This is a genomic window from Oleidesulfovibrio vietnamensis (assembly GCF_055388115.1).
The window spans coordinates 734,757-757,622 of the sequence record NZ_AP042419.1 but is presented as its reverse complement, the minus strand read 5'-3'; the positions used below and the strand labels follow the sequence as shown (position 1 = coordinate 757,622).

The window sequence follows — 22,866 nt, the reverse complement described above, 5'->3', positions numbered from 1 at the left end:
ACGGAGCGCGTGCGGCAAAAACCGCAAACGAGCTCTGGCAAGGATGACGCGGGAAACCCGCCGGTAATGCGGGGCAGGTCGTCTTCCGGGCGGCCCAATTGCCGAAACGTCGGCAATTATCGGCAGCACTGGCCGGTTACAGGCGACAGCCTTGAAATACGGTATATGCGGATGCGGACATGCTGCCGGCAAAACACATGCCGGCAAAAAAACAGTATGAAAATATGCTGCTGCACATTTTCACACGCTCATGGACACCTGAATGAATATCTCATTCAGGCACAGCATCTGTATCCTCCGAAACTTTCGCTACAGTGTTATATACTAGATTGTCTACCGGTGCATTTACGATGACATCATCAAGACAGCACCAGTTCCGATATGTAAACAGCCAATGAAAATGTCACCTTTTTGGGACGGTTTGGGACAATAAAAATGTCATGGTTTCCACCAATGGTTGTTGTTCCCCTACCAAGTCCCCGGAGTTGTCTCCTGGGGGTTATGAATCGCCCTCGCTATGGGTTCACGAGGGTGAAGATACCAGTGCCATGAGGATTCTGCCGCAGGGGAGGTCTGCTCCCGTTCCTGGGCCCCTCTTGCCAACGATTTTTCCTCAGAAGCCGGTTCTTCCGAAGATTTTCCCGTGACAACGGGGACAAGGACAAAGGCCTCTCCGTCCGCCAGCGCCATGAGCTCGTCATCAAGCTTTTCGACCACGGTGACCGCCTTGCCGCGCCGAAGCAGTCTTGTGCGGCCCCGACTATCCTGAAGACGGTACTTCTGCCCGCCGAAAGCTACGGTGGAATCTCCACAGGCCTTGCGCTGCTCGTGGCGCGCCAGCAGCAGATCGAGATTCGTTCCTTCCACAACAGGCAGAAAAGCGTTTTGCGCTTCGGCCGGAGCTCCGGCAAACTTGGGATTGTGCATCTGCTCCGCATACGTGCCCAGAAAGTCGTTCGCCGCCTCCACGGTACGGATCCCTGCCAAGCGAAAAGCAATCACGAGACGGCTCTGCAGCGTCCTCCACAGTCGCTCGATGCGTCCCTTGGCCTGCGGCGACCGGGCAGCAATGAAGCGCACCCCCAAGGTCTCCAGCACGCGGCCAAACTGGGTCTGGGGCGCGACTTTGCCTTGGAGCTCCTCTTCGATCGTCAGCTTGCCCGTCTTCGGGGAAACGAAGATCGTATGCCGATCCGCGTAGATCGCCCGGGGGACGCCGTGGCGCTCAAGCATCTGTCTCAGAACACGCAAGTAGCCCGACAAACATTCGTTTTTCTCTATCCAAAGCCCCACGACCTCTCCGGTGGCGTCGTCGATGGCTCCATGCAGCGAGCGCATAACGCCGTCCCCGAGCCAATCAAACGGAGATGCGTCCATCTGCACCAAATCTCCCCTCCGACGGCTCCGCTCCCGGCATCTGCGCCCCTTCGGACTTCGGTGACGATGCGCACACGCCACGCCCTGTTCCTTGAGTATCCTGCCGATACTTTTGGCGCTGAGCTCAAGCCCGTACCTGGAAGCGAAAAGTTCTTCCATATGCTGACAGCTCGCCCCTTCAAAGTCACTTTTCGCCTTCTCGGCAACGAACTTACGGATTTCCTGGGCAATTCTCCGATTCGACGCTTTGCCCCGTCCTTTGTGGACAAGGCCCACGGCTCCCTCCTTACGATACCGATTTTTCAGTCGAATCACCTGCCGGTAGCTCAAACCAAGGACTTCTCCCGCCTCCCGAACCGTGAACGCTCCGGCCACTGCCTGCTTGATCACAAACGCTCGCCGCGCTTCCTCTGCCTTCATGAGTACGTCACCACGTGTCTTCATGGGATGACATTTCTATTGTCCCAGACAGGGGTGACAATATCATTGTCCGGTAACACAGCACCAGTTCCGATATTGACAATATTACATATCATAATGAGAATGTCCACCCTCTGTTTTTTCCGCACTGAATCATGGCTTATTATAATCATCGTCAGTCCGCTGTGATTGTGCATGAATAGCGGGTTGCGGCACATTCCGGAACCGCGTTGCGCCAGCCCGGCAGACACCGCCCCGCCGTGTTGTGCAGGCCCGTTGTGCTATGTTATATCGTCTTATTGTTGCTGCCTGTTTCCATGTTTTTTTCCCAAAGGAGTTTACCCCATGACTCTGACCCGACGCTCTGCGTTTTTTCATCTGCCTGTGTTCACAGCCGTCATCCTGTGTATGGTAATGCTTGCCGGCTGTGCCGAAGAACCGCAGGAACAGGGGCCGCCCCCTGTCAAGCCGGTAAAGGTGCTTACAGTGGGCAGTAAAGACAAAGGGGTCAGGCGGGTGTTTCCCGGCAAGGTTGTTGCCGGTGAAAAGGTGGAGCTCGGCTTCAGAGTGGCCGGACAGCTGACCCGCTTTCCCGTCAAGGAAAGCCAGCATGTGGAACAGGGCCAGACCGTGGCCGAACTGGACAAAAGCGACTTCATCACCAAAGTGCGCAACATAGAATCGCAGCTGGGAGGGGCCAGAGCATCGCTCAATGAGGCCACGCTCAACTTTAAGCGCATGGAAACGCTGCTCGGACAGGATACCATATCAAAGGCGGACTACGACAAGGCACGGGCCTCGATGGACAATGCCAACGCCAAGGTGCTTTCGCTGACCCAGCAGCTCAAGCAGGCCACGCAGGATCTGGAATACACAACCCTGCGGGCGCCTTTTTCCGGCGTCATCGCCAAAAAATACGTAAAGAATTACGAGCTGGTGCAGGCCCAGCAACCCGTTCTGAAGCTCGAAAACACCGACCGGCTTGATGTGGAGGTGGAAGTCCCCGAATTTGTCATTGCCCAGTTGCGGCATCAGGACAGAAAAAACATGCCTGCGCCTGTCGCCCGCTTTTCTGCCTTTCCTGGGCGGTCTTTCGAGCTGAGCCTTAAAGAATACCAGACATCTGCCAATCCGCAGACCCAGACCTATACCGTCACACTGACCATGCAGAGCCCCGACGACATACGGCTGCTGCCGGGCATGACCGCCGACGTGGAGGGCACCCTGCCCTTCGGCGGCGACATCGATGCCACATCGCTGCCGGTTGCCGCCGTGGTGGGCGGCGAAGACGACCGCTCCTACATATGGGTGCTGGACAAAGAAAGCATGACAGTATCACGCCGCGCCGTGGTTACGGGGGCCATACATGAAGACAAGGTGGCCATCACTCAGGGCCTTGAACCCGGCATGACGGTTGTAGCCGCCGGAGCAAACTATCTGCACGAAGGACAGAAAGTACGCATCCTCAACGGCAAGATCGGGGGCGGGCAATGAACATTGCGGAATTCTGCATCGGCAAGCGCACGGTAAGTCTTGTACTTACACTGGCGCTGACCGTGGGCGGCATACTGGCCTATATGAAGATGGGCAGGCTGGAAGACCCTGCATTCACCATCAAGGATGCGCAGGTAATCACCACCTATCCGGGAGCCCTGCCCGCCGAGGTTGCGGAAGAAGTGACCGACGAGCTGGAAAGCGCCATCCAGCAGCTGGGGCAGCTCAAGCGCATCGAATCGGTATCCATGCCGGGCATGTCCATCATCACCGTGCGCATAAAAGACAAATACGGCCCCGAGCTGCTGCCGCAGGTGTGGGACGAACTGCGCCGCAAAGTCAACGACGCCAGAGCCAAACTGCCTCCCGGTGCGGGCGACCCGCTGGTGGTGGACGACTACGGCGACGTCTACGGTATTTTTCTGGCTGTGACGGCTGACGGTTTTTCCTACAAGGAACTCAACGACTATACGGATTTTCTGCGCAAGGAACTGCTCATGGTTCCCGACGTGGCCAAGGTCACACTGTGGGGCACTCAGCAGGAAGCCATATATGTGGAAATCTCGCGCGCACGCATGCGCAGCATGGGGGTTTCTCTCAACACCGTGTACGACGCGCTGAAGGAAAACAACCTTGTGGTCGATTCGGGCCACGTGCGCGCGGGCCCCGATTACGTACGCATTCATCCCACCGGCGAAATCCGTTCCGTGGAAGAGCTGGGCAATCTGTTCATCAACGACCCCGCCGCCCCGCGGCTGGTGTATCTGAAAGACATAGCCACCATACGGCGCGACTATGTGCAGCCGCCCACAACCATCATGCGCCACAACGGCAGAATGGCTGTGGCCGTGGGCATTTCGCTGGCTCCCGGCGGCAATATAGTCACACTGGGCGAACGCGTGGACAAGCGCCTTGCAGAACTGGACGGCGTGACCCCCGTGGGCATCAACATCGACAAAATATATTTCCAGCCGGACTATGTGACCAAGGCGGTGAACAACTTTGCCGTCAGCCTGCTGGAAGCCATTGCCATCGTCATCGGCGTGCTGATGATTTTCATGGGGCTGCGCAGCGGCATTCTCATCGGCGCCATTCTGCTCATCACCGTCTGCGGGTCGTTCATTTTTATGAAGATGATGGACATCGAACTGCAGCGCATATCGCTGGGGGCGCTTATTATCGCGCTGGGCATGCTGGTGGATAACGCCATCGTGGTCACCGAAGGAATGCTGATACGCATCCAGAAAGGGGACAACCGGCTGGAAGCGGCGCGCGACGTGGTAAAGCAGAACATCTGGCCGCTGCTGGGCGCCACCGTCATCGCCATCATGGCATTTTCGGCCATCGGCCTTTCAGAAGACAATACCGGAGAATACTGCGGCTCACTTTTCTGGGTGCTGCTCATCTCCCTCATGCTCAGCTGGGTCACAGCCATCACCATCACGCCGCTGTTCTGCGAAATGTTTCTCAAAGGCGGTGAAGACACTGCGAAAGATCCCTACGGGGGCATCATCTTCCGCAGCTACCGCGCCCTGCTGGACAAATGCCTCCATTACCGCTGGTTCACCGTCGGCACCATGGTTGTGCTGCTGGGGTTGTCCGTGGCCGGTTTCGGCCTGCTGGAACAGAGTTTTTTTCCGCCTTCAACCCAGCCGCAGTTTCTGCTCGACTACTGGAAGCCTGAAGGAACCGACATACGCACCACCAGTGCAGACATGCACCTGATGGAAGAAGCCCTGAAAAAAGACGACCGGGTGGCTTTTACCAGCAGCTTTGTGGGCGGCGGTGCCCCGCGTTTCATGCTTGTTTATGCACCGGAAAAAAAATACCCCAACTACGGGCAGATAATCGTCACCGTCAAAGATTACCGGCAGATTGATTCCATAATAGCAGATTACCGCCCCGAACTGGAGGAGCGGTTCCCCGCGGCGTTCTTTAAATTCAAGAAAATCCGTCTGGGCCCCGGCAGAGACGACCCCATCGAAGTGCGTTTCAGCGGGCCCGACCCCGAAGTTCTGCGACGGCTTTCGGTACAGGCGCAGAAACTGATACGCGCCAACCCCAATGCCCGCGGCATACGCGACAACTGGCGCCAGAAAGTCAAGCAGGTTGTCCCCGTGGTCAACGATGCCTCCGCCCGCAGGGCAGGCATCACACGTCCGGACATCGCCACCGCGCTGCGCACCGCATCATCCGGCACCACTGTGGGTATCTACCGCGAAGATGACACCCTTATTCCCATCATCGCGCGGCCGCCGGCGGACGAAATGAACGACGCATCGCGGCTTGCCGACGTGCAGGCGTGGAGCCCCACCGCCAAAGCCATGATTCCCGTGGGGCAGCTTGTCTCTTCGTTTGAAACCCGCATGGTCGACAACATCAGACAGTCACGCTTCCGCAAGCCGACCATCACGGTGGCGTGCGAGCAGGTTTCCGGCCAGCCCAGTGCACTGTTCAAAGAACTGCGGCCGGTGCTGGAATCCATGCCACTGCCCCGCGGATACACACTGGAATGGGGCGGCGAGTATGAAGACAGCCGCGACGCACAGGCCGCGCTGTTCAGTTCCATACCGCCCACGCTGGCCATGATGGTGCTTATCACCGTCATGCTGTTCAACGCGCTGCGCCAGCCGCTTATCATCTGGCTTACCGTGCCGCTGGCTTTCATCGGCGTCACATGGGGGTTGCTGGCCGCCGGACAGCCATTCGGCTTCATGGCCCTGCTCGGATTCCTGAGCCTTTCCGGAATGCTCATTAAAAACGCCATCGTGCTGCTGGACGAAATAGACACCCAGATACGGTCCGGCAAAGACAGGTACCATGCCATTCTGGACTCTTCGGTCAGTCGTATGCGGCCGGTTCTCATGGCTGCCAGCACCACCGTGCTGGGCATGCTGCCGCTGCTTACCGATGCGTTTTTTGTGGCCATGGCGGTGACAATCATGGCAGGTCTCACCTTTGCCTCCATTCTCACCCTCATCGTAGTGCCGGTGCTGTACTCCATCTTCTTCCGCATCAGGGCGGCGTAACCGTACCCCGAACACCACTGCAGAGGCGGGCCTTACGGTCCGCCTTTTTTTGCCTTCCCAACGATGAGAGACTTTTTTTACACAGCGTATTGACCGGACAACCAGCCGGCGCTAATAGTTGCATCTGCAACAATCATTTTTTACATCACCATGCCGCACACCATTCCGCACAAAGCAAAACCCCGGCCACTGTTACGCAGACCCCGACAACACGCGGTTGCCCGACCGGCACAGGCCTGTCCGGCCGGAGCCTGCCCCTGCGCTGAAGCCCCGCTGTACCGCAGCCGCAGAACCAGCATAGGCAGGGCCATCGCACTGGTTGCCCGCAAAATGAGAATGCGCCTCACAGAAACGCTGGCACAGCTGGATCTGGGAGCAGGACAATATCCTTTTGTCATCGCGCTGCTGCGCTACGGCGACTGTTCTCAGGAACAGCTGGCAGAGCTGACCGCCATGGACAAAAGTACCACAGCGCGGGCACTGAAAGCGCTGGAACAGAAGGGTTTCATCACCCGAAAACCGGCCTGCGACAACAGGCGCATGAACATTGTGCACGCCACGTCAAAAGCAGCACGGCTGGAACACGAGATACACAGGCGTCTCAACGCCGTAAACAGCGAGCTGGCCGCCGGTCTTTCGGCCCGTGAACGCCGCCTGCTGCTGCGTCTGCTGCATATTCTGGAAGACAACACGCAGGCGTTCTCCACCCTGTAACCATCTACCCCTGCAGGCCCCATGCCCGATTTCATCCTTATACTGCTTCTGGCGGCTTTTCCCGCCCTGTCCACAGACATGTACCTTCCTGCCATCCCGACGCTGTGCACGCTGTGGAACATTCCGCTGGCTCAGGCCAACCTTTCTCTGGTGGTCTTTTTTGTCACGTTCAGCAGCTTTCTGCTTATCCACGGTCCGCTTTCCGACAGGTTCGGCAGGCGCCCCGTGCTGCTATGGGGCATTCTGCTGTTCATTGCGGGCAGCCTGTTGTGCGCCGCATCGCAGTCCATAACCACGCTGGTGACCGCCCGTGCGGTTCAGGCCGTGGGGGCCGCCGCGGCATCGGCACTCAGCTTTGCGCTGGCCAAAGACATGTACACCGGTGAGCAACGCAAAAAATTGCTGGCGTACATCGGTGTCATTGTTCCGCTGTGTCCCATGGCTGCCCCCACCATCGGGGCGTTCATGCTGCAGCATGTTTCGTGGCGGGGCATCTTTGTGCTGCAGGGAGCGCTTGCCCTTTTTGCCCTGTACGGGGCATTCCGCCTGCGCGAACCGTTGACCAGCAAAGCAAGCGGAGGAGCGGCCGCGGCGCTTAAACGCTATGTCACCCTGTTCAGCAATGCGCCTTTCATGGTGTACGCGGTGGCCTTTGCCCTTCCCGGGCTGGCGTTTTTCGCCTTCATCGCCGGTTCTTCAAATATTTACATCAGCGGGTTCGGCAGTTCCGAGCAGCAATACGGCCTGTATTTCGCTTTCAACGCCTTCTCACTCATGCTCGGTTCTTTTCTCTGCTCACGGTTATGCGTCGGGCTTGCTTCACGCACCATACTGTTTGTCTCGTTCGTCGGCATGCTGCTTTCTGTGCTGGCCATGTTTGTCTTCGGAAACGAAACCCCGGTCAGCTTTGCGGTGACCATGTTCTGCTACACCATGTTTCTGGGCATGAGCCGCCCCATCAGCAATCATATGATTCTGGAACAGGTGGACCGCAACGCCGGCGCCGCCGCCTCGCTGGTCACGTTCTTCTTTTTTCTGTGCGGCGCCGTGGCCATGGAAACCATTTCGCTGCAATGGGACTCCAAACCCTTTGTCATTGCCGTGCTGGGCGGTGCCGGCACCGCCGCTGCACTGGGCGTCACACTGATGCTGCGCGGTCGCAGTGCCGAAAAACCTGCCACCTCCTGATACGGCAGTTCAGCTGCTCCGTTCATCCTGCAACACAAAGGCTGCCCCGGAACAACGTCCCGGAGCAGCCTTTTATTCATACCCGCAACGGCGCCGCGGCAAAATCACCCAGCAGGGGTAAGCACAACATCAGCTATGACAGGTCTGTGATCGGAATCCACATCCGGCCCCACGCGGAACCAGCGGGCCTCGGCCCCGTTGCCGGCCAGCACTCTGTCTACAGCCAGCATGACCGGCAGCCCCCGCAGACTTTCAAAAAACGTCCACCCGTAACCGGTAAGCAGTACGGATGCATCGCTCATATCACTCCAGTATCTGCGAAAAATATAACTCTCGCGCGGCAGGTTGAAGTCACCCGCCACAATGACCGGCAGGACTGCCCGGTCCACCATGGCGCGGGCAAGCATTGAGGCCTCTTCACGCGCCCCTGTCTGCGCTTCAAGCATACCGGCTTTTCCCGGATTGATCAGTTTGCGTCTGTCCAGCAGGTGCTGCAGTCCGTAGCGCGGGCTGGGCAGGTGCACGGCAAAAAAAGCCACCGGCCCCGCGGGAGTACGGATAACCGCCGGCAGCACCGTCTGCCGTTTCCACTTGTGCCCGGCCCTGTGCAGTTTCAGCGCTTCCCCCACCTGCAGCGGAAAACGCGAATACACGGCAATCTGACCGTCACGCTTCCCCTGCCAGCCTTCCGGCAGAGTAAGCCTGCGGTCCCCGATGTACTCCTGCACTGCCACCACATCCACATCGTACTCACGCACTACCCGCGACAGAGCTTCAAAATCAGCTTCTCCGACCCGCAGGTTGCAGGAAAGCACCCTGATACGCGCGCCTGACGGCACATCATTCTGTTCCTGCGCCACCTGAAATCCCATGACGGGACCGGCCAGCACCACGGCAGCAAAGCCCAGCGGAATCAAAAGCAGCCGGTGACGCAACACCGCCCACGGAAGCAGAACAAGCAGAGGCAGCCCCAGCATCCAGCGGGGACCGAACAGTAAAAGCGAAACAGGCCACCATCTGTCGGCAGCACCGTACAGCAACGCCCATGCCCCGCAGAGGCCGATGCAATACATAAGGGTCAGCAGGGCCGGCAGGCCGGATGTTCTCTTCATGGTTTTCATCTACTGAAATTGTTGATCAAAAGTACAAAAAAGCAGGGCGTGCATGCGGAAACACGCTGCACCGGATGCAGGACACGCGCACCAGCCCGAAACGAAAACAGCGCGGAAACAGCGCGAAACCGGCACCATATGCCGGTGAGAGTCCCCCCGCAAGTCCGCAACTTCAGGTAAAGCTGCAGCATGATGCCGCTGCCCCAGACAAATCCTGCCCCTGACAAATCCTGCCCCTGACAAACTCTGTCCCTGACAAATCCTGTCCCAGAAAAATCCTGTCTCAGACAAATCCTGCCCCCGACACCTGCGTGCCCCTGCCGCCTGCGGCCGTACGGTGCATTCCCGGCCGTCATATTTTTCCTGCTCCGGCCGGAGGTATCTGACAGATATGGCGGATATGGCGGATAAGGCGAGCCGGAGGGATATGGCGGGCCGGATGCCCCTCACAGGCATGTACAAGGCGCCTGCAGCCGGTACTACGCGGGCCGCTCAATACACACTGCTCTACAGCTGCCTGATTATCCGCGCCGGATTGCCTGCCACCACCACATTGTCCGGCACGTCTCTGGTTACTACCGCGCCCGCGGCGACAACGGCGTTGCGGCCCACCTGCACACCGGGACAGATGACAGCTGCCCCGCCTATCCACGCATTGTCCCCCACGCTGATGGCAAGCCCCAGCTCCGGCCCTTCAAGCCGCTTGGCAGCATCTGCGGGGTGCGTTGCAGTATACAGCGACACAGACGGGCCGAACATGACATTGTCGCCGATGTGAACCGGTGCGGGATCCAGAATGATACAATTATAATTCATGAAGACATTGCAGCCTACGGTAATATTGAACCCGTAATCGCAATGAAACGGCGGCATAATCTGCAGACCTGTCCCGCTACCGCCCAACAGCTGCGCCAGCACACCGGCCGCATCCGCGGCATTGTCAGGATGCGCATGATTAAACGAGTGCAGCAGCCTGCGGCACGCCAGCCTCAGCGCTGTCAGCTCCGCGTCGCCGGCATTATACAACTGCCCCGCGATCATTTTTTCCTTTTCAGTCACATCCACCTCCGTCCGGCATCAATCCGGCCTCCAGCCACTGTCACTCTGATAAACAAACAAGGAAGAGCTGGAAATAACCACATGATATTCGGGCATATCGCAGTTTGCATGCAGCAGAACCGTTACAACAAAAAATGCAGGTGCCTGCTTGACAGCTTTTATTATCGATAATATATAATATCAAAACACAAAGGACACGACCATGAAAACGGTACAGGTAAAAAGGGAATCGCTCAAGGAGCAGGTCAGACGGATTTTACACGACAAAATAATCTCCGGTGAACTTGTACCCGGTGAACGCCTGAAAATAGTACCTATTTCCGAGGCTCTGCAGGTAAGTCAGGCACCGGTACGCGAAGCCATTCAATGCCTGATAACCAGCGGCCATCTGGAGCATATCCCCAATGTCGGTGTTCGGGTACGCCAGTTTTCCACCGAAGAGGTGCGCGAGATATACGAAGTCAGGCAGGCCGTCGAAGTAGGAGCGCTGAAAAAGCTGCGTATGCTGCCGCAGGAGCTGGCAACCGCACTGGCGCCTTTGCAGCAGAGCATGGAACAGGCATGTGCTGCCGGTGATTTTGACGGATACATCCGGTACAACAACCTGTTTCACAGGCAACTGGTTAAAGCGGCAAACAACAACCGCATGCTGCAGGTCTGGGATTCGCTGCATCTGCCGCAATACATGAAGCACACCCTCACCACCATGGGGGTGACGCTGGAAAAGGCCCTGCCACTGCATCCGCCCGTTATTGAAGCGCTGCGCCGTAACGAATTGCAGCAGGCGGTGGACGCGCTGGAACATCATTATCACGAACTGGCCTGACGCATACAAGATGTGCAGCGGGATTGCGACACAAGCACTTTGCATATTATCGATAATATAAAATATAAAAACAGGAACCGCCATGAAAATCTGCATCATCGCCCATATCGAAGCACGGGAATCATGCGCCGCCGCCCTGCAGAAAGAGCTGGAAATGCTGGCCGGCAGCTCGCAGACAGAAGAAGGCTGTCTGGTGTACCGGCTGCACAGCAGTACGGAAAACGGCGGACTTTTCTTCATGTACGAAGAGTGGCAGAGCCGCGACCATCTTGACCGGCACGAAGCCGCACCTTCCTTCCGTAACTTTCTTGCGGCAACACGCCCGCTTATCCGCCATATCCGCATTCATTCCATGAACCCTGTAAATTTCTGAAGGTACAGACCATGCTTAAAAAAGAAATCCTTGACGCATTCAGGTTTCGCCACGCCTGCAAAGAGTTTGACGAAGACCGCACCATATCTGCAGAAGACTTCGATTTCCTTATGGAAACAGCCCGTCTTTCGCCCAGTTCCTTCGGCTTTGAGCCATGGCACTTTCTGGTGGTGCAAGACATGGCCGTTCGCGAAAAGTTCATTCCGTGCAGCTGGGGCGCCCGGAGACAATTGCCCACCGCAAGCCATGTGGTCTTCACTCTGGTCAAAAAGCCCTACTTCATGCGCTACGACAGCACCTACATCCAGACATTCATGAAAGACATCCAGAAGTTGCCTCCGGAGACAGCTGAAGTAAAAGGGGAATTTTTTAAAACGTTTCAGGAAAAAGACTTCAACCTGCTGGAGTCTGAACGCGCCCTTGCCGACTGGGCGGCACATCAGACGTATATCCCGCTGGCCAACATGATGACTGCCGCGGCGCTGATAGGCATAGACAGCTGCCCCATAGAAGGGTTCGACCGCGAACAGTTCGATGCGGTTCTTGCCGCAGAGCTGAACATAGATCTGCAGAAATACACCATCGGGCATATATGCGCCTTCGGCTACCGCAAACATGAGCCGCGCCCCAAGACACGCCAGCACATCACCGCAGTGACCACATGGATATAAAAGGAGACCGCCATGCAGTACCCCTATCTTTTTTCTGACATCATGCTGGGGCAGAACCCCCTTGCCAACCGCATTGTCATGGCACCCATGACACGGTCGCGCAGCACACAGCCGGGTAATGTACCCAACAGTCTGATGGCGCAATATTACGGCCAGCGCGCTTCCGCCGGACTCATCATCACCGAGGCCACTCAGATTTCTGTACAAGGGCAGGGTTACGCCGGAACACCGGGTATTCACACCCCGCAGCAGGTGGCCGGATGGAAACAGGTGACCGACGCCGTACACAGCCGCGGCGGCACAATTTATATGCAGTTATGGCACGTCGGCCGGGTCGGATCCGCGGCTGTAAACGGATTGCAGCCTCTGGCGCCCAGCGGATGCATCGCCCGTGACACAGTGGTGTATCTGACAGGCTCCGGCGGCGCAAAAGACGTCACATTCATCCCTGTGGACAAACCACGGGAAATGACACCCGACGACATCGCAGCCACCACAGCCGATTTTGCCCGCGCAGCACGCAATGCCATGGAGGCAGGATTTGACGGGGTGGAGATACACGGGGCCAACGGCTACCTTATAGACCAGTTTCTGCGCAGCAACTCCAACAAACGCACCGACAGTTACGGTGGTTCGCCTGCCGCAAGAATCCGCTTTCTGCGTGAAGTGACACAGGCGGTCATCGCACAGACCGGCAAGGACAAAGTGGGAGTACGCCTGTCGCCGTTCATCAAGTTCAAAGATATGGACGACCCGGAAATTCTGGACACCATCATGCTGGCGGCCGCCATGCTGGATTCGCTGGGTGCAGGGTATCTGCACCTGTGCGAAGCCGACTGGGACGATGCCCCGCAGATTCCCGTTCAGTTCCGTCACGACCTGCGGTCAGCTTTCAAAGGACGCATCATCGCCACAGGCAATAAAACACCACAGGAAGCCGAAGTGCTTATCAGTACCGGTCTCATCGATCTTGCAGGCTTCGGCCGCAAGATACTGGCCAACCCGGACTTTGCCGAACGGGTACGGCAGGGTGCACCTCTGAATACCATCACGGACACGCACACCATTTTCGGTGGCGGCGGCGCGGCAGGGTACACGGACTATCCTTTTCTTAAAACAGAATAAGCCGCCCGCTCACGAGCCTCTTCTGAAGGCCGCGAGCAACAAAACAGCAGCAAGGAAAGTACCATGAACGATATGTATAATCGGGAATAAACCGGCCTCTGGCCGGATGGCAGCAGGCTGGTGATCAGCATTTCCATGCAGTTTGAGACAGGCGGACAGCCGCACGATGCCGAGAGTCCTTTCTACGGCATGACCGACCGTGAAAGAATGCGGCAGGCAGGCGTATTGTCTGCGTGCTGCTGCCCTTGCAGTACTTACGCAGGACACTGGCACGCGCCGGGCACATGCCTTTGGAATGAGCGCCGGAGTATTCCGGCCAGCCTTGCCGTTTGCGTACTGCAACCACACGACACAGAAAAGGTCGGGCTTGCCGTTGTGCTTACGGTCGAGCTGCCGGTGTAAACGCCGGGGCACTTGGTTTGTCTGAGCGGAGCGCCTGCCATGCGGGCAACCTGCATTGACCGCAAAAAGCCGCGAGAAACGTATCCCCGCACTTATCTCCACGAAAAAACGGGCTAGAGGAAATTCCTCTAGCCCGTTGCTTTCACTATGGTGGGCGGTACAGGGCTCGAACCTGTGACCCTCGGCTTGTAAGGCCGATGCTCTCCCAGCTGAGCTAACCGCCCGTCGGTGGTTTATCTATAGAAACGAGGTACCGGTGTCAACTGAATTTTTTTAAAAAGTAAACAAGGTAAAGAATACTGCCCGCAAGCCGATACAGTCATCATGGACGTCGCTTCCGGTGCCCGTTGGCACACGTAAATTTCCACCAGCAAGCAACAGCGTCAGGGCACCCGACCATCTGGCGGTCGCCGGAGACGAGCCGGCTTGGGGAGAAGACGCCTCTACACGCTCCGGCGGGGTTGCACGCGGCACCGGCCTGCAACGGTCAGCCGAGGTGCCGCACAGTGTGGTCGCCAGGGCATAGCCGGAGGCGGCGTCCAGTTTTCATTCTTCAGTGGCTCCGTCACGTATTTCCTTACGCAGGTTCATGCCGTATTTCAGCATTCTGTTACGCACCGTGCCTCTGTGCACGCCCAGCAGGCGCGCCGCTGCAGCCATATTGCCACCGGTCCGGCGCAGTGCCCGCAGCAGCTCATCGTGTTCCTGATTCCGCTGTTCCGGCTGCTGTGCAGCCAGATCCTCCCCGGCAAAGGAAGCGACATGCAGAGTCTGAAGACAACACTCCGCACGGGTTCCCGTGATGTGTGCCGGCAGATGTTCCACCCCCAGCCGCCCGCGGTCAGCCAGCACAAAGGCATACTCAACGGCGCTGCGCAGTTCGCGCACATTGCCCGGCCAGTCGTAGGCTGTCAGGCGGTGCATGGCATCAGGAGTAAACCCTTCGATATCCTTGCCTGTTCTCTGCCGGATACCCGCAACAAAATGCGCTGCCAGCAGCGGAATATCTTCCGCGCGCTGACGCAGCGCAGGCAGTACCACGGGAATGACGTTGATGCGGAACAGCAGGTCTTCGCGGAACTGTCCTGTCCGGACAAGGCTGCCGAGATCTCTATGAGTGGCACAGATGATCCGTACATCAACCGCCCGCGACCTGTTTTCCCCCACCCGCTCGATATGCTTTGTCTCAAGCACGCGCAGCAGCTTGACCTGCGTGGCAAGGGGCAGATCTCCCACTTCATCCAGAAAAAGATCGCCCCCGTGCGCTGCCTCAAAACGGCCTTGTCTGTCGCGTACTGCCCCGCTGAACGAACCTCTTGCGTGCCCGAACAGTTCACTTTCCAGCAAAGATTCATTCAGGGCTGAACAGTTAAGCGGCACATACGGGCCGTTTGCCCGGTGTCCCAGATCGTGCACAGCCCGTGCGGCAAGCTCTTTGCCGCAGCCGGACGGCCCCAATATGAGCACCGGCGCATCGCTGTCCGCAGCGCGTTCCACGATGCGGTAAACACGCTGCATGGCCGGAGAAACACCCACCATACCGGCAAATCCGTCAGCCCTGTCCAGCATGCGTGCCAGCGCCTCGATGCGCCTGTCACGCTCCACAACTTCGCTCATGTCGGTGAACGTTTCCACCGCTCCGGCAACACGGCCGTCCTTGCGCACCACGCGGGCATTTTTTGAAACCGGCACCCGCACACCGTCCTTGCGCACAATATCACACCGGCGGCTGCTCTCGGTCCCGCGTTCAAACAACCGGCACCAGCCGGAAGCACCGCGCCGCGCTTCATCGCACGCACCGCAGCCCAGCACAGTGCACGGCTGCCCCGTCAGCTCCGCAGCGGAATATCCCGTCAGGCGCTCCAGCGCGGGATTGACCATTTCTATCTTGCCCTGCGGAGAAACAAGCATCAGCCCCTCACTAATGGTGGCAACCACTTCGGCCACCAGATCGCTGCATGAAGATGTTCCGGTCATTGCTTCTCCCGTTTCAACATATGTCTAACCATATGATTAGACATTATCACAACGCACGGCAACCCGCATGCCCACAATGCGTTCAATATTCCGATTATAAAAATAAAAACAACACATTAGATTACCGGCACGGTTTGTGCTGATGTACCGGCATATCATGCGGCCTGCCGTTGTGCCCGGGCCGTTCACCCGAACCCCTTATTACCATGAAGCAACACGACAATACATTATCCCGCGCTCCTTCCGCACGCGGCGCGGTAAACCGCAGAGCATTTCTGACCGGCGTGTGTGCCGCCGGCATGGCTGCCTGCGCATCCGCACTGCCTTCCTCTGCGGATGCGGCGCAGACAGACTCCGCCCCCGCTGCCGGTACAGCACAGCCCATGGCAACGTTGTTCGATCTGTCCCGCTGCGAAGGCTGCGGCGCCTGCGTCGACGCATGCACGGAACGCAACGCCCGCAAATACCCGCAGCCACGGCATCCTTTTCCTGCCATGTTTCCCGCCCGTGTCCGGGCGGAGGACTGGTCGGACAAACAAAAGGTGACGGACAGACTGACACCCTACAACTGGCTCACAATACAACATGTATCTGTAACATATAAAGAAAAGACGTACGAACTGCACATTCCGCGCCGCTGCATGCACTGCGACAACCCGCTGTGCGCCAATCTGTGCCCGTGGGGGGCCGCCTACAAAGAAAACTCGGGGACGGTCCGCATTGATGACGATATCTGTCTGGGCGGGGCCAAATGCTGTCAGGTCTGCCCGTGGGACATTCCCCAGCGCCAGACCGGCGTGGGGCTGTACCTTGACCTGCTGCCGCGATTTGCCGGAAACGGTGTCATGTACAAATGCGACCGCTGCCACGACAGCGTAAAACAGGGAGCGCTGCCCGCCTGTGTGGAAGCCTGTCCGCTGGGAGTGCAGGAGTACGGCCCGCGTGACGCAATTATCAGCAAAGCGCGCAAGCTGGCGCAGGCAACTGACGGCTATCTGTACGGACTGGATGAAGCGGGCGGCACCAGCACCATCTATGTTTCTCCCGTTCCCTTTGAGCTGCTGAACACTTCGCTGACCCGCAGTGCCGGACACCCTGATTTTCCGCCGGTGCAACCCGTACTGCAACCCCAGAAGCACCTTGCGGGAGCCCTGATGGTTGCTCCGCTGGCGGGCATGGCCGCAGGAGCGTTAAAAATACTCGGAACACTCCGGAAAGAGCGTGACTCCGGTCATGCTCCGGCAGCCGCGCATAATAAGGAACAGGACCATGAATAACCCCGCGCCGCAGCACCGGTTCATACGTGTTGTCTGGCCGGCCGCAGTCACGCTGCTGGCTGTGACAGGCATAGCCCAGATGCCTGTTTTTAAACGGTACTATGTCGCCGATATTCCCGGACTGGCATGGACTGCCGACCCCATGACCACGCATCTGCTGCACTACCTGGGCGCCGTGGTTCTGCTGGCCGCCGGAGGCTGGATGACGGCCGTCTTTTTGCTGCAGCAACGCAGCCGCTGGCAGCTGACAACAGCTGGCGTATGGCGTCTGGGCCTGCTGCTTGGGCTGGCTGCCACAGGCTATCTGCGCGTGGTTAAAAATCTGCCGGAGTTTTACTGGCCGCCAGTGACAACCATGATTATCGACTGGTCGCATCTGGGGCTGGCGGCCCTGCTGGGACTGGCGTCTCTGGCATTCAGAATGACCGGCCGCGGGGCATGGCTTGCCCCGCGCCGCTGAACCGCTCCGGCGCGCGCATCTGCCGGACGGATTCAATCAGGCAGGGCCATGCGCGCGGCAGCATGGCCCTGCCCCGTTCAGCTACGGGGCAAAGCCACACGTCGCAAAGCCTGCACAGCAGACGTTTCCGACTGCAGAAAACGCATGCTTGTATCAAAATCCTTTTCGCTATGGGGCTCCAGCGTCACCGTTGCACGCACCCCCCGCTGTTCCAGCCCCGCAAAAATCCGGCTCCACGGTATCCGGCCGCTGCCCAGTCCCAGATGCTGGTCATCTGAACCGTCATTGTCGTGCAGGTGCATATGCCGTATGCGCGTGCCGAAAACATCCAGCCATTTTTCCAGCCCCGCGGGATCACGGCTGCCCCTGCCGAAGCTGAACCAGTGCCCCGCATCAAAGCATATCCCCGCACCGCCGTCTTCTCCGCCCTTAGCGGTCAGTTCATCTATCAGGGCGGCCAGCGGTTCCGGACTGATATCATGCGTATTTTCCAGCCGCAGAGGAGCCATGGCAGCATGTTCGCGCACGGTGCGCCATGTTTCTGCACTACGGCGCAGCCATTCATCGTGACGGGGCGGATGCTGCCCCCTGTCATACGCAGGATGGCCCACCAGCAAACAGGGCCCGTACAGCCGCGCCAGCCCGGCGGCCCTGTAAAGTGTGGCCCGGCTGGCTTCCAGCACCGCATCGTTCAGACTGCCCGGGTGCAGGTCAAAAAAAGGCAGATGAACAGAACACGCCAGCCCCTTTTCACGCAGCAGGGCAGCGGTTTTTATGTGCCAGCTTTCCGGCAGGTCCTGCACGGCCACGGTATCCATGCCAAGCTCCGGACAAATTCCGCGGCCGACAATCATTTCAAGATACGATTGGTCTGCCGCGGCATAGCTCAGCGGCAGGTTAACAAAAAAAAGCATCGTCATTCTCCTTGCCTTTCTGATTACACATGAGCGCGCGGCACCGCAAAGCCTACTTTCAGGGCATGAAAAACCATTGAACAACCCTGCGTTTTACCATATGAATGACCACTCACTAACCACGCTTATCTCATTCTCTCCCAACGATTTTTCATATTTTTCTTGACGCACTCTTGATAATCGCATACCTCAGCGGTAGGAAATAAATCATACCATGCAGGTAGGGTATTTCGGGACAAAATCCGGCCCGCCCGCGGGGCGCCACCCCGTTCCGGACGGAACCGGACATACCCCCTCTGCAGATGCCTACGGGAAGGTTGCCATGCGCAGAAACAGGCTCGACAACCGGCACAGACATACGGCTCCGGCTGATGGGTGTGTCGTTTTTTGCGCCCTTTTTGCGTTCTGCCCGCAGGCTTACCGCCACCGGTCACGGGGATCTGTCCGGCCGTCGGTACAGGATGTCTGAGGATGCGTTTCACCATTTTTCAAAGGACTGCCACTATGTTGAAAAAAAAATCACTGCTGCAATGGGCAGGGATTCTGGCTGCCGTTGCCGTCATATCGGCATCGGGGTTCCTGGTCCGGAGCACCAGCGCCATGCCCGAACCCGCGGGCGCGGGCGGCGGCAATGCCGACCTTATCCGGATCGACGTTGTTAAACAGTTCGACGATCTGGAGCTGCCGCCGGCTTCTTTCCGCCACGACAAGCACACTGCCGCGCTGAAAGACAAAGACTGTTCCGCCTGCCACAAAACCGTGGACGGCAAAATGTCGCTCAAGTTTCAGCGCACCGCGGACGAAAGCGCCGAGCAACTGAAAAAAGTCTACCATGACAACTGTATCGGCTGCCATACCGAGATGGTGGACAACGGTCAGAAGTCCGGTCCGCTGGACAGTGAATGCCGCAGCTGCCACGTGGCGCAGGAAGCACCGGCAGACCGCGCCGAAGCCGGCATGGACAAATCGCTGCACTACCGCCACATTGCCGCGGCAAGCATCAAGCCCGCCGGCGGTGCAGATGTCAACTGCGGCACCTGCCACCATGTTTACGACAAAGCAGCTGAAAAGACCGTGTGGAAAAAAGGCGAGGAAGACAGCTGCCGCGCCTGCCACAAGGACGCCCCCGTCACGGCTGACGGCGTGACTGTTTCTGCTTTTGCCGATGCAGCCCACAACCAGTGCGTGGTGTGCCACGTGACCACGGCACAGGCACAGCAGAAGACCGGCCCCGTCAACTGCGCAGGGTGCCACACCACACAGGCGCAGGCCGCGTACGAAGTGGTGAAGGATGTGCCCCGCCTTGACCGCGGACAGCCCGACGCCGTCGTCATGACTCCCCCTGCCGGTTCAAAGACCGTCAAAAAAGAAGCCGGTCCCGGTTCCATCGCCGCCGTGGCCTTCAATCACAAGGTGCACGAACAGGCCAATGATACCTGCCGCGTCTGCCATCACGAAAAAATCGCCAGCTGCTCCGAATGCCATACGACCGAAGGCAAGAAGGAAGGCGGCTTTGTTCAGCTTTCGCAGGCCATGCATGCCAAGCAGGCCGATGCCAGCTGCGTAGGCTGCCATAACAAGCAGAAAGAGCAGCCCGTATGCGCCGGCTGCCACAGCTTTGTCCCCTACAAAAACACGGAAGATTCATGCGCCAAATGCCACAATGTTCCCGCTGAGCTCGCTCCGCAGGGCGCTGAGGCACTGAGCAAGGAAGAGCGCGTCTCCGTAGGCATGCTGGTGGCTTCTTCGCGCCAGTACACCAAGGGCACTTACGACCTTAACGACGTCCCCGACCGCGTTACCATTGATGCGATGGTGAACGAGTACGAGGCTGTGGACTTCCCGCACCGCAAGATCATCAAGACCATGCTGGCGGGAATTGAAGGCGACAGACTTGCCGCCGCGTTCCACAACGAGCCCGGCACGTTCTGCCAGGGCTGCCACCACAACAGCCCCGTTTCAAAGACACCCCCCGCATGCGCCACATGCCACGGCAAGCCGTTTGAGCTGGATCAGGGCGACCGCCCGGGCCTGAAGGCCGCCTACCACCAGCAGTGCATGGGATGCCACACCGCCATGCGCATTGAAAAGCCTGCCAACACGGCTTGCAACGAGTGTCACAAAAAACGCGATCTGTAGGATATTAGCAAGGAGACTAGTCCATGCGTCGAAGAACCTTTCTGAGCCTGCTCGGTGCTGCCGGACTTTCGGTGGCAGCGGGCAAGCCCGCCGCCGCGGGGGGCAATCACAGCTTTTCCGGCTACCCCGACAGCTACGGCGTTCTGCATGATTCCACCCGCTGCATCGGCTGCCGCAAATGCGAGGAAGCGTGCCAGCAGGTGAACAATCTGCCCATGCCCGAAAAGCCGTTTGACGACCTTTCGGTGCTTGAAACCAAGCGCAGAACAGATGACGCCACCTATACAGTGGTCAACAAATACAACGTGGCCGGCCTTGAACACCCTGTGTTCCGCAAACAGCAGTGCAACCACTGTCTGGAACCCGCCTGCGCCTCGGCCTGCTTTGTAAAGGCGTTTACCAAAAACCCCGACGGCTCGGTTACATACAACCCCAAGCTGTGCGTGGGCTGCCGGTACTGCATGATCGCCTGCCCGTTCAACGTGCCCGCGTTTGAATACGGTGAAGCATATGATCCGCTGATTACCAAGTGCACCATGTGTCACCCCCGCCTGCAGGAAGGCAAGCTGCCGGGATGCGTTGAAAAATGCCCCAAGGAAGCTCTGACTTTCGGCAAGCGCGAAGACCTGCTGCGCATCGCACGCGACAGAATCCGCAAAAACCCTGAACGCTATCAGGACCACATCTACGGCGAACACGAAATGGGCGGCACCAACTGGCTGTACCTTGCCGGTGTACCCTTCGGCGAACTGGGTCAGGATGAACATCTGGGCACCAAGCCCGCGCAGGAACATACCGCCGGCGCACTGGGTTCCGTGCCCATGGTTGTAGGCATCTGGCCCGTGCTGCTTACCGGTGCGTACGCCATTTCCAAACGCAAAGATAAAATAGCGCAGGAAGAACAGGCCGCCGCCGTACGCCATGCCGTGGGCGAAACGCAGGCCGAAGCGGACGCCAAGCTGCAGGCCGCCATGGAAAAGGCCGCCAAGGAAAAAGAAGCCGCCATTGCCCGCGAAGTGAAAAAGGCAAAGGAAGAGGCTGAAAAAGAGTTCGAAGCGCGCCTTGCCGCTCAAAACGAACCCGAATCCGCCGAATCCGGGACGGAAAAGCCCGAGGAGGACGCATAAATGGCTGACATACAGAACAACCGTAACGGGTTGCTGACACCCGGCAACATCCTGACGGCCATTATCCTTGTGGGCGGTCTCATTCTGACGTTCATCCGCTTCACTCAGGGTATCGGCGCCGTTTCCAACCTTGACCACAACAACCCCTGGGGTGTGTGGATCGGATTTGACCTGCTGTGCGGTGTGGCACTGGCAGCCGGTGGCTATGTCACCAGCGCCGCATGCTACCTGTTCGGTCTCAAACGTTTTCATTCCGCGGTGCGTCCGGCCATAACCACGGCGTTCCTCGGCTACTTCTTTGTGGTTATCGCCCTCACCTACGACCTCGGCCATCCGCTGCGTCTGCCCTATCCCATATTCTACTCGCAGGGCACCACGTCGCTGCTGTTTGAAGTGGGTCTGTGCGTCATGACGTATCTTACCGTGCTGTTCATCGAATGGTCGCCCGCAGCGCTGGAATGGCTGGGACTGCGCAAGATACGCAACATCGTGGTCAAGTTCACGCTGGTGCTCACCATCTTCGGAGTTGTGCTTTCCACACTGCACCAGTCCTCGCTGGGCGCCCTGTTCCTCATCGCACCCAGCAAGCTGCACCCGCTGTGGTACTCCTCGTTCCTGCCCGTATTCTTCTTCATCTCTTCCATGGTTGCCGGCCTTTCCATGGTTATCTTTGAAGGTACGCTGGCGCACAAGGGGCTGCACCACATGATGGACAAAACCCATCTGGACGAAGCTGATGACGTGGTGCTGGGCTTCGGCAAAGCCGCCGCCTTTGTGCTGGCGGGCTACTTCTGCATCAAGACCATGGACATAGCCATGGACAACGACTGGCACTACCTTGCCACCGGCTACGGCGCGTGGTTTCTGGTGGAAATGTTCGGCTTTGTGGCGCTGCCCGCATTTCTGTATGCGCTGGGCGTACGCGAAAAGAACAAGACCATCATCCGCGTGGCTTCCATCAACGCCGTGCTGGGCATCGTGATGAACCGCTTCAACGTTTCTCTGGTGGCATTCAACTATCAGCTGCCCGCAGACGAACGTTACTTCCCCCACTGGATGGAAATATGCATTTCCATCTTCATCGTGACCATGATCATCACGGTGTACCGGTTCATCGCCACACGTATGCCCGTGCTGTTCGAGCACCCCGACTACAAAGACGCCCACTAGGCTGGCGTGAAG

At 58.2% G+C, this 22,866-nt stretch carries 18 protein-coding genes and 1 tRNA gene; 13 read left to right on the top strand and 6 right to left on the bottom strand.

Annotated elements, in window-relative coordinates; all coding sequences use genetic code 11:
* Positions 1-468: 468 nt before the first annotated feature.
* Positions 469-1,821 (bottom strand): ISNCY family transposase, encoded by a 1,353-nt coding sequence (locus ACZ5D1_RS03160; RefSeq protein ID WP_011366651.1) that lies wholly within the window; start codon positions 1,819-1,821, stop codon positions 469-471.
* Between the two features lie 321 nt (positions 1,822-2,142).
* On the opposite strand from ACZ5D1_RS03160, the gene ACZ5D1_RS03155 reads away from it, so the two are divergent.
* The 4 genes from ACZ5D1_RS03155 (at position 2,143) to ACZ5D1_RS03140 (ending at position 8,222) form a co-directional block, all read left to right on the top strand.
* Entirely contained in the window at positions 2,143-3,291 is a 1,149-nt protein-coding gene (locus tag ACZ5D1_RS03155; protein WP_464555871.1) for an efflux RND transporter periplasmic adaptor subunit, read from the top strand.
* The gene (locus ACZ5D1_RS03150; protein ID WP_464555869.1) at positions 3,288-6,320 is read left to right on the top strand and encodes an efflux RND transporter permease subunit; all 3,033 of its coding nucleotides are present in this window, start codon (positions 3,288-3,290) and stop codon (positions 6,318-6,320) included. The genes ACZ5D1_RS03155 and ACZ5D1_RS03150 overlap by 4 nt, the downstream gene beginning before the upstream one ends.
* A 336-nt stretch (positions 6,321-6,656) precedes the next feature.
* Positions 6,657-7,034 carry a MarR family winged helix-turn-helix transcriptional regulator gene (locus ACZ5D1_RS03145; RefSeq protein ID WP_273238668.1) on the top strand — a complete coding sequence of 126 codons (378 nt, stop codon included), beginning with the start codon at positions 6,657-6,659 and terminating at the stop codon, positions 7,032-7,034.
* Between the two features lie 21 nt (positions 7,035-7,055).
* A complete protein-coding gene (locus ACZ5D1_RS03140) occupies positions 7,056-8,222 on the top strand; it encodes a Bcr/CflA family efflux MFS transporter (RefSeq protein ID WP_464555868.1) in 1,167 nt (388 codons plus the stop codon).
* Positions 8,223-8,326: 104 nt separating this feature from the next.
* Here ACZ5D1_RS03140 and ACZ5D1_RS03135 read toward each other — a convergent pair whose 3' ends face one another.
* Both ACZ5D1_RS03135 and ACZ5D1_RS03130 read right to left on the bottom strand, forming a co-directional pair.
* Positions 8,327-9,334: an endonuclease/exonuclease/phosphatase family protein gene (locus ACZ5D1_RS03135; protein WP_464555867.1), complete on the bottom strand. Its 1,008-nt coding sequence runs from the start codon at positions 9,332-9,334 to the stop codon at positions 8,327-8,329.
* Between the two features lie 507 nt (positions 9,335-9,841).
* Positions 9,842-10,393, bottom strand: coding sequence for a sugar O-acetyltransferase (locus tag ACZ5D1_RS03130; RefSeq protein WP_464555865.1), 552 nt, complete (start codon positions 10,391-10,393; stop codon positions 9,842-9,844).
* A 202-nt stretch (positions 10,394-10,595) separates the two neighbouring features.
* On the opposite strand from ACZ5D1_RS03130, the gene ACZ5D1_RS03125 reads away from it, so the two are divergent.
* From ACZ5D1_RS03125 to ACZ5D1_RS03110, 4 genes are all read left to right on the top strand, one after another.
* Complete coding sequence (locus tag ACZ5D1_RS03125) at positions 10,596-11,219, top strand: GntR family transcriptional regulator (RefSeq protein WP_464555864.1); 624 nt, start codon at positions 10,596-10,598, stop codon at positions 11,217-11,219.
* 82 nt (positions 11,220-11,301) lie between these two features.
* Positions 11,302-11,592 (top strand): putative quinol monooxygenase, encoded by a 291-nt coding sequence (locus ACZ5D1_RS03120; protein ID WP_464555863.1) that lies wholly within the window; start codon positions 11,302-11,304, stop codon positions 11,590-11,592.
* An 11-nt stretch (positions 11,593-11,603) separates the two neighbouring features.
* Positions 11,604-12,263, top strand: coding sequence for an NAD(P)H-dependent oxidoreductase (locus ACZ5D1_RS03115; RefSeq protein ID WP_464555861.1), 660 nt, complete (start codon positions 11,604-11,606; stop codon positions 12,261-12,263).
* Between the two features lie 12 nt (positions 12,264-12,275).
* Complete coding sequence (locus tag ACZ5D1_RS03110; RefSeq protein WP_464555860.1) at positions 12,276-13,388, top strand: alkene reductase; 1,113 nt, start codon at positions 12,276-12,278, stop codon at positions 13,386-13,388.
* Between the two features lie 550 nt (positions 13,389-13,938).
* Here the strand turns inward: ACZ5D1_RS03110 and ACZ5D1_RS03105 are convergent.
* Together ACZ5D1_RS03105 and ACZ5D1_RS03100 are read right to left on the bottom strand one after the other, a co-directional pair.
* A tRNA-Val gene (locus ACZ5D1_RS03105) sits at positions 13,939-14,014 on the bottom strand.
* A 322-nt stretch (positions 14,015-14,336) separates the two neighbouring features.
* Entirely contained in the window at positions 14,337-15,767 is a 1,431-nt protein-coding gene (locus ACZ5D1_RS03100; RefSeq protein ID WP_464555859.1) for a sigma-54 interaction domain-containing protein, read from the bottom strand.
* Between the two features lie 206 nt (positions 15,768-15,973).
* Between ACZ5D1_RS03100 and ACZ5D1_RS03095 the strand changes: the two genes are divergently transcribed.
* Both ACZ5D1_RS03095 and ACZ5D1_RS03090 read left to right on the top strand, forming a co-directional pair.
* Positions 15,974-17,044 carry a 4Fe-4S dicluster domain-containing protein gene (locus ACZ5D1_RS03095; RefSeq protein WP_464555857.1) on the top strand — a complete coding sequence of 357 codons (1,071 nt, stop codon included), beginning with the start codon at positions 15,974-15,976 and terminating at the stop codon, positions 17,042-17,044.
* Positions 17,037-17,504, top strand: coding sequence for a hypothetical protein (locus ACZ5D1_RS03090; protein ID WP_464555855.1), 468 nt, complete (start codon positions 17,037-17,039; stop codon positions 17,502-17,504). The genes ACZ5D1_RS03095 and ACZ5D1_RS03090 overlap by 8 nt, the downstream gene beginning before the upstream one ends.
* Before the next feature lie 77 nt (positions 17,505-17,581).
* On the opposite strand, the gene ACZ5D1_RS03085 is transcribed toward ACZ5D1_RS03090, so the two are convergent.
* Positions 17,582-18,418 (bottom strand): sugar phosphate isomerase/epimerase family protein, encoded by an 837-nt coding sequence (locus tag ACZ5D1_RS03085; protein WP_464555853.1) that lies wholly within the window; start codon positions 18,416-18,418, stop codon positions 17,582-17,584.
* A 504-nt stretch (positions 18,419-18,922) separates the two neighbouring features.
* Between ACZ5D1_RS03085 and hmcA the strand changes: the two genes are divergently transcribed.
* From hmcA to hmcC, 3 genes are read left to right on the top strand one after another with little or no spacing between them, the layout of a single operon-like run.
* Complete coding sequence (hmcA, locus tag ACZ5D1_RS03080) at positions 18,923-20,557, top strand: sulfate respiration complex hexadecaheme cytochrome HmcA (protein ID WP_011366748.1); 1,635 nt, start codon at positions 18,923-18,925, stop codon at positions 20,555-20,557.
* Positions 20,558-20,580: 23 nt separating this feature from the next.
* On the top strand, positions 20,581-21,684 hold the full coding sequence (hmcB, locus tag ACZ5D1_RS03075) for a sulfate respiration complex iron-sulfur protein HmcB (protein WP_011366747.1): 1,104 nt from the start codon (positions 20,581-20,583) through the stop codon (positions 21,682-21,684).
* Positions 21,685-22,854, top strand: coding sequence for a sulfate respiration complex protein HmcC (hmcC, locus tag ACZ5D1_RS03070; RefSeq protein ID WP_027181795.1), 1,170 nt, complete (start codon positions 21,685-21,687; stop codon positions 22,852-22,854).
* The last annotated feature ends 12 nt before the right edge of the window (positions 22,855-22,866 follow it).

Bases quoted from the DNA above. Each gene is read 5' to 3' on its own strand.
- ACZ5D1_RS03160 (WP_011366651.1), bottom strand. From the start codon at position 1,821: ATGAAGACACGTGGTGACGTACTCATGAAGGCAGAGGAAGCGCGGCGA.
- ACZ5D1_RS03155 (WP_464555871.1), top strand. From the start codon at position 2,143: ATGACTCTGACCCGACGCTCTGCGTTTTTTCATCTGCCTGTGTTCACA.
- ACZ5D1_RS03150 (WP_464555869.1), top strand. From the start codon at position 3,288: ATGAACATTGCGGAATTCTGCATCGGCAAGCGCACGGTAAGTCTTGTA.
- ACZ5D1_RS03145 (WP_273238668.1), top strand. From the start codon at position 6,657: ATGCGCCTCACAGAAACGCTGGCACAGCTGGATCTGGGAGCAGGACAA.
- ACZ5D1_RS03140 (WP_464555868.1), top strand. From the start codon at position 7,056: ATGCCCGATTTCATCCTTATACTGCTTCTGGCGGCTTTTCCCGCCCTG.
- ACZ5D1_RS03135 (WP_464555867.1), bottom strand. From the start codon at position 9,334: ATGAAGAGAACATCCGGCCTGCCGGCCCTGCTGACCCTTATGTATTGC.
- ACZ5D1_RS03125 (WP_464555864.1), top strand. From the start codon at position 10,596: ATGAAAACGGTACAGGTAAAAAGGGAATCGCTCAAGGAGCAGGTCAGA.
- ACZ5D1_RS03120 (WP_464555863.1), top strand. From the start codon at position 11,302: ATGAAAATCTGCATCATCGCCCATATCGAAGCACGGGAATCATGCGCC.
- ACZ5D1_RS03115 (WP_464555861.1), top strand. From the start codon at position 11,604: ATGCTTAAAAAAGAAATCCTTGACGCATTCAGGTTTCGCCACGCCTGC.
- ACZ5D1_RS03110 (WP_464555860.1), top strand. From the start codon at position 12,276: ATGCAGTACCCCTATCTTTTTTCTGACATCATGCTGGGGCAGAACCCC.
- ACZ5D1_RS03100 (WP_464555859.1), bottom strand. From the start codon at position 15,767: ATGACCGGAACATCTTCATGCAGCGATCTGGTGGCCGAAGTGGTTGCC.
- ACZ5D1_RS03095 (WP_464555857.1), top strand. From the start codon at position 15,974: ATGAAGCAACACGACAATACATTATCCCGCGCTCCTTCCGCACGCGGC.
- ACZ5D1_RS03090 (WP_464555855.1), top strand. From the start codon at position 17,037: ATGAATAACCCCGCGCCGCAGCACCGGTTCATACGTGTTGTCTGGCCG.
- ACZ5D1_RS03085 (WP_464555853.1), bottom strand. From the start codon at position 18,418: ATGCTTTTTTTTGTTAACCTGCCGCTGAGCTATGCCGCGGCAGACCAA.
- hmcA (WP_011366748.1), top strand. From the start codon at position 18,923: ATGTTGAAAAAAAAATCACTGCTGCAATGGGCAGGGATTCTGGCTGCC.
- hmcB (WP_011366747.1), top strand. From the start codon at position 20,581: ATGCGTCGAAGAACCTTTCTGAGCCTGCTCGGTGCTGCCGGACTTTCG.
- hmcC (WP_027181795.1), top strand. From the start codon at position 21,685: ATGGCTGACATACAGAACAACCGTAACGGGTTGCTGACACCCGGCAAC.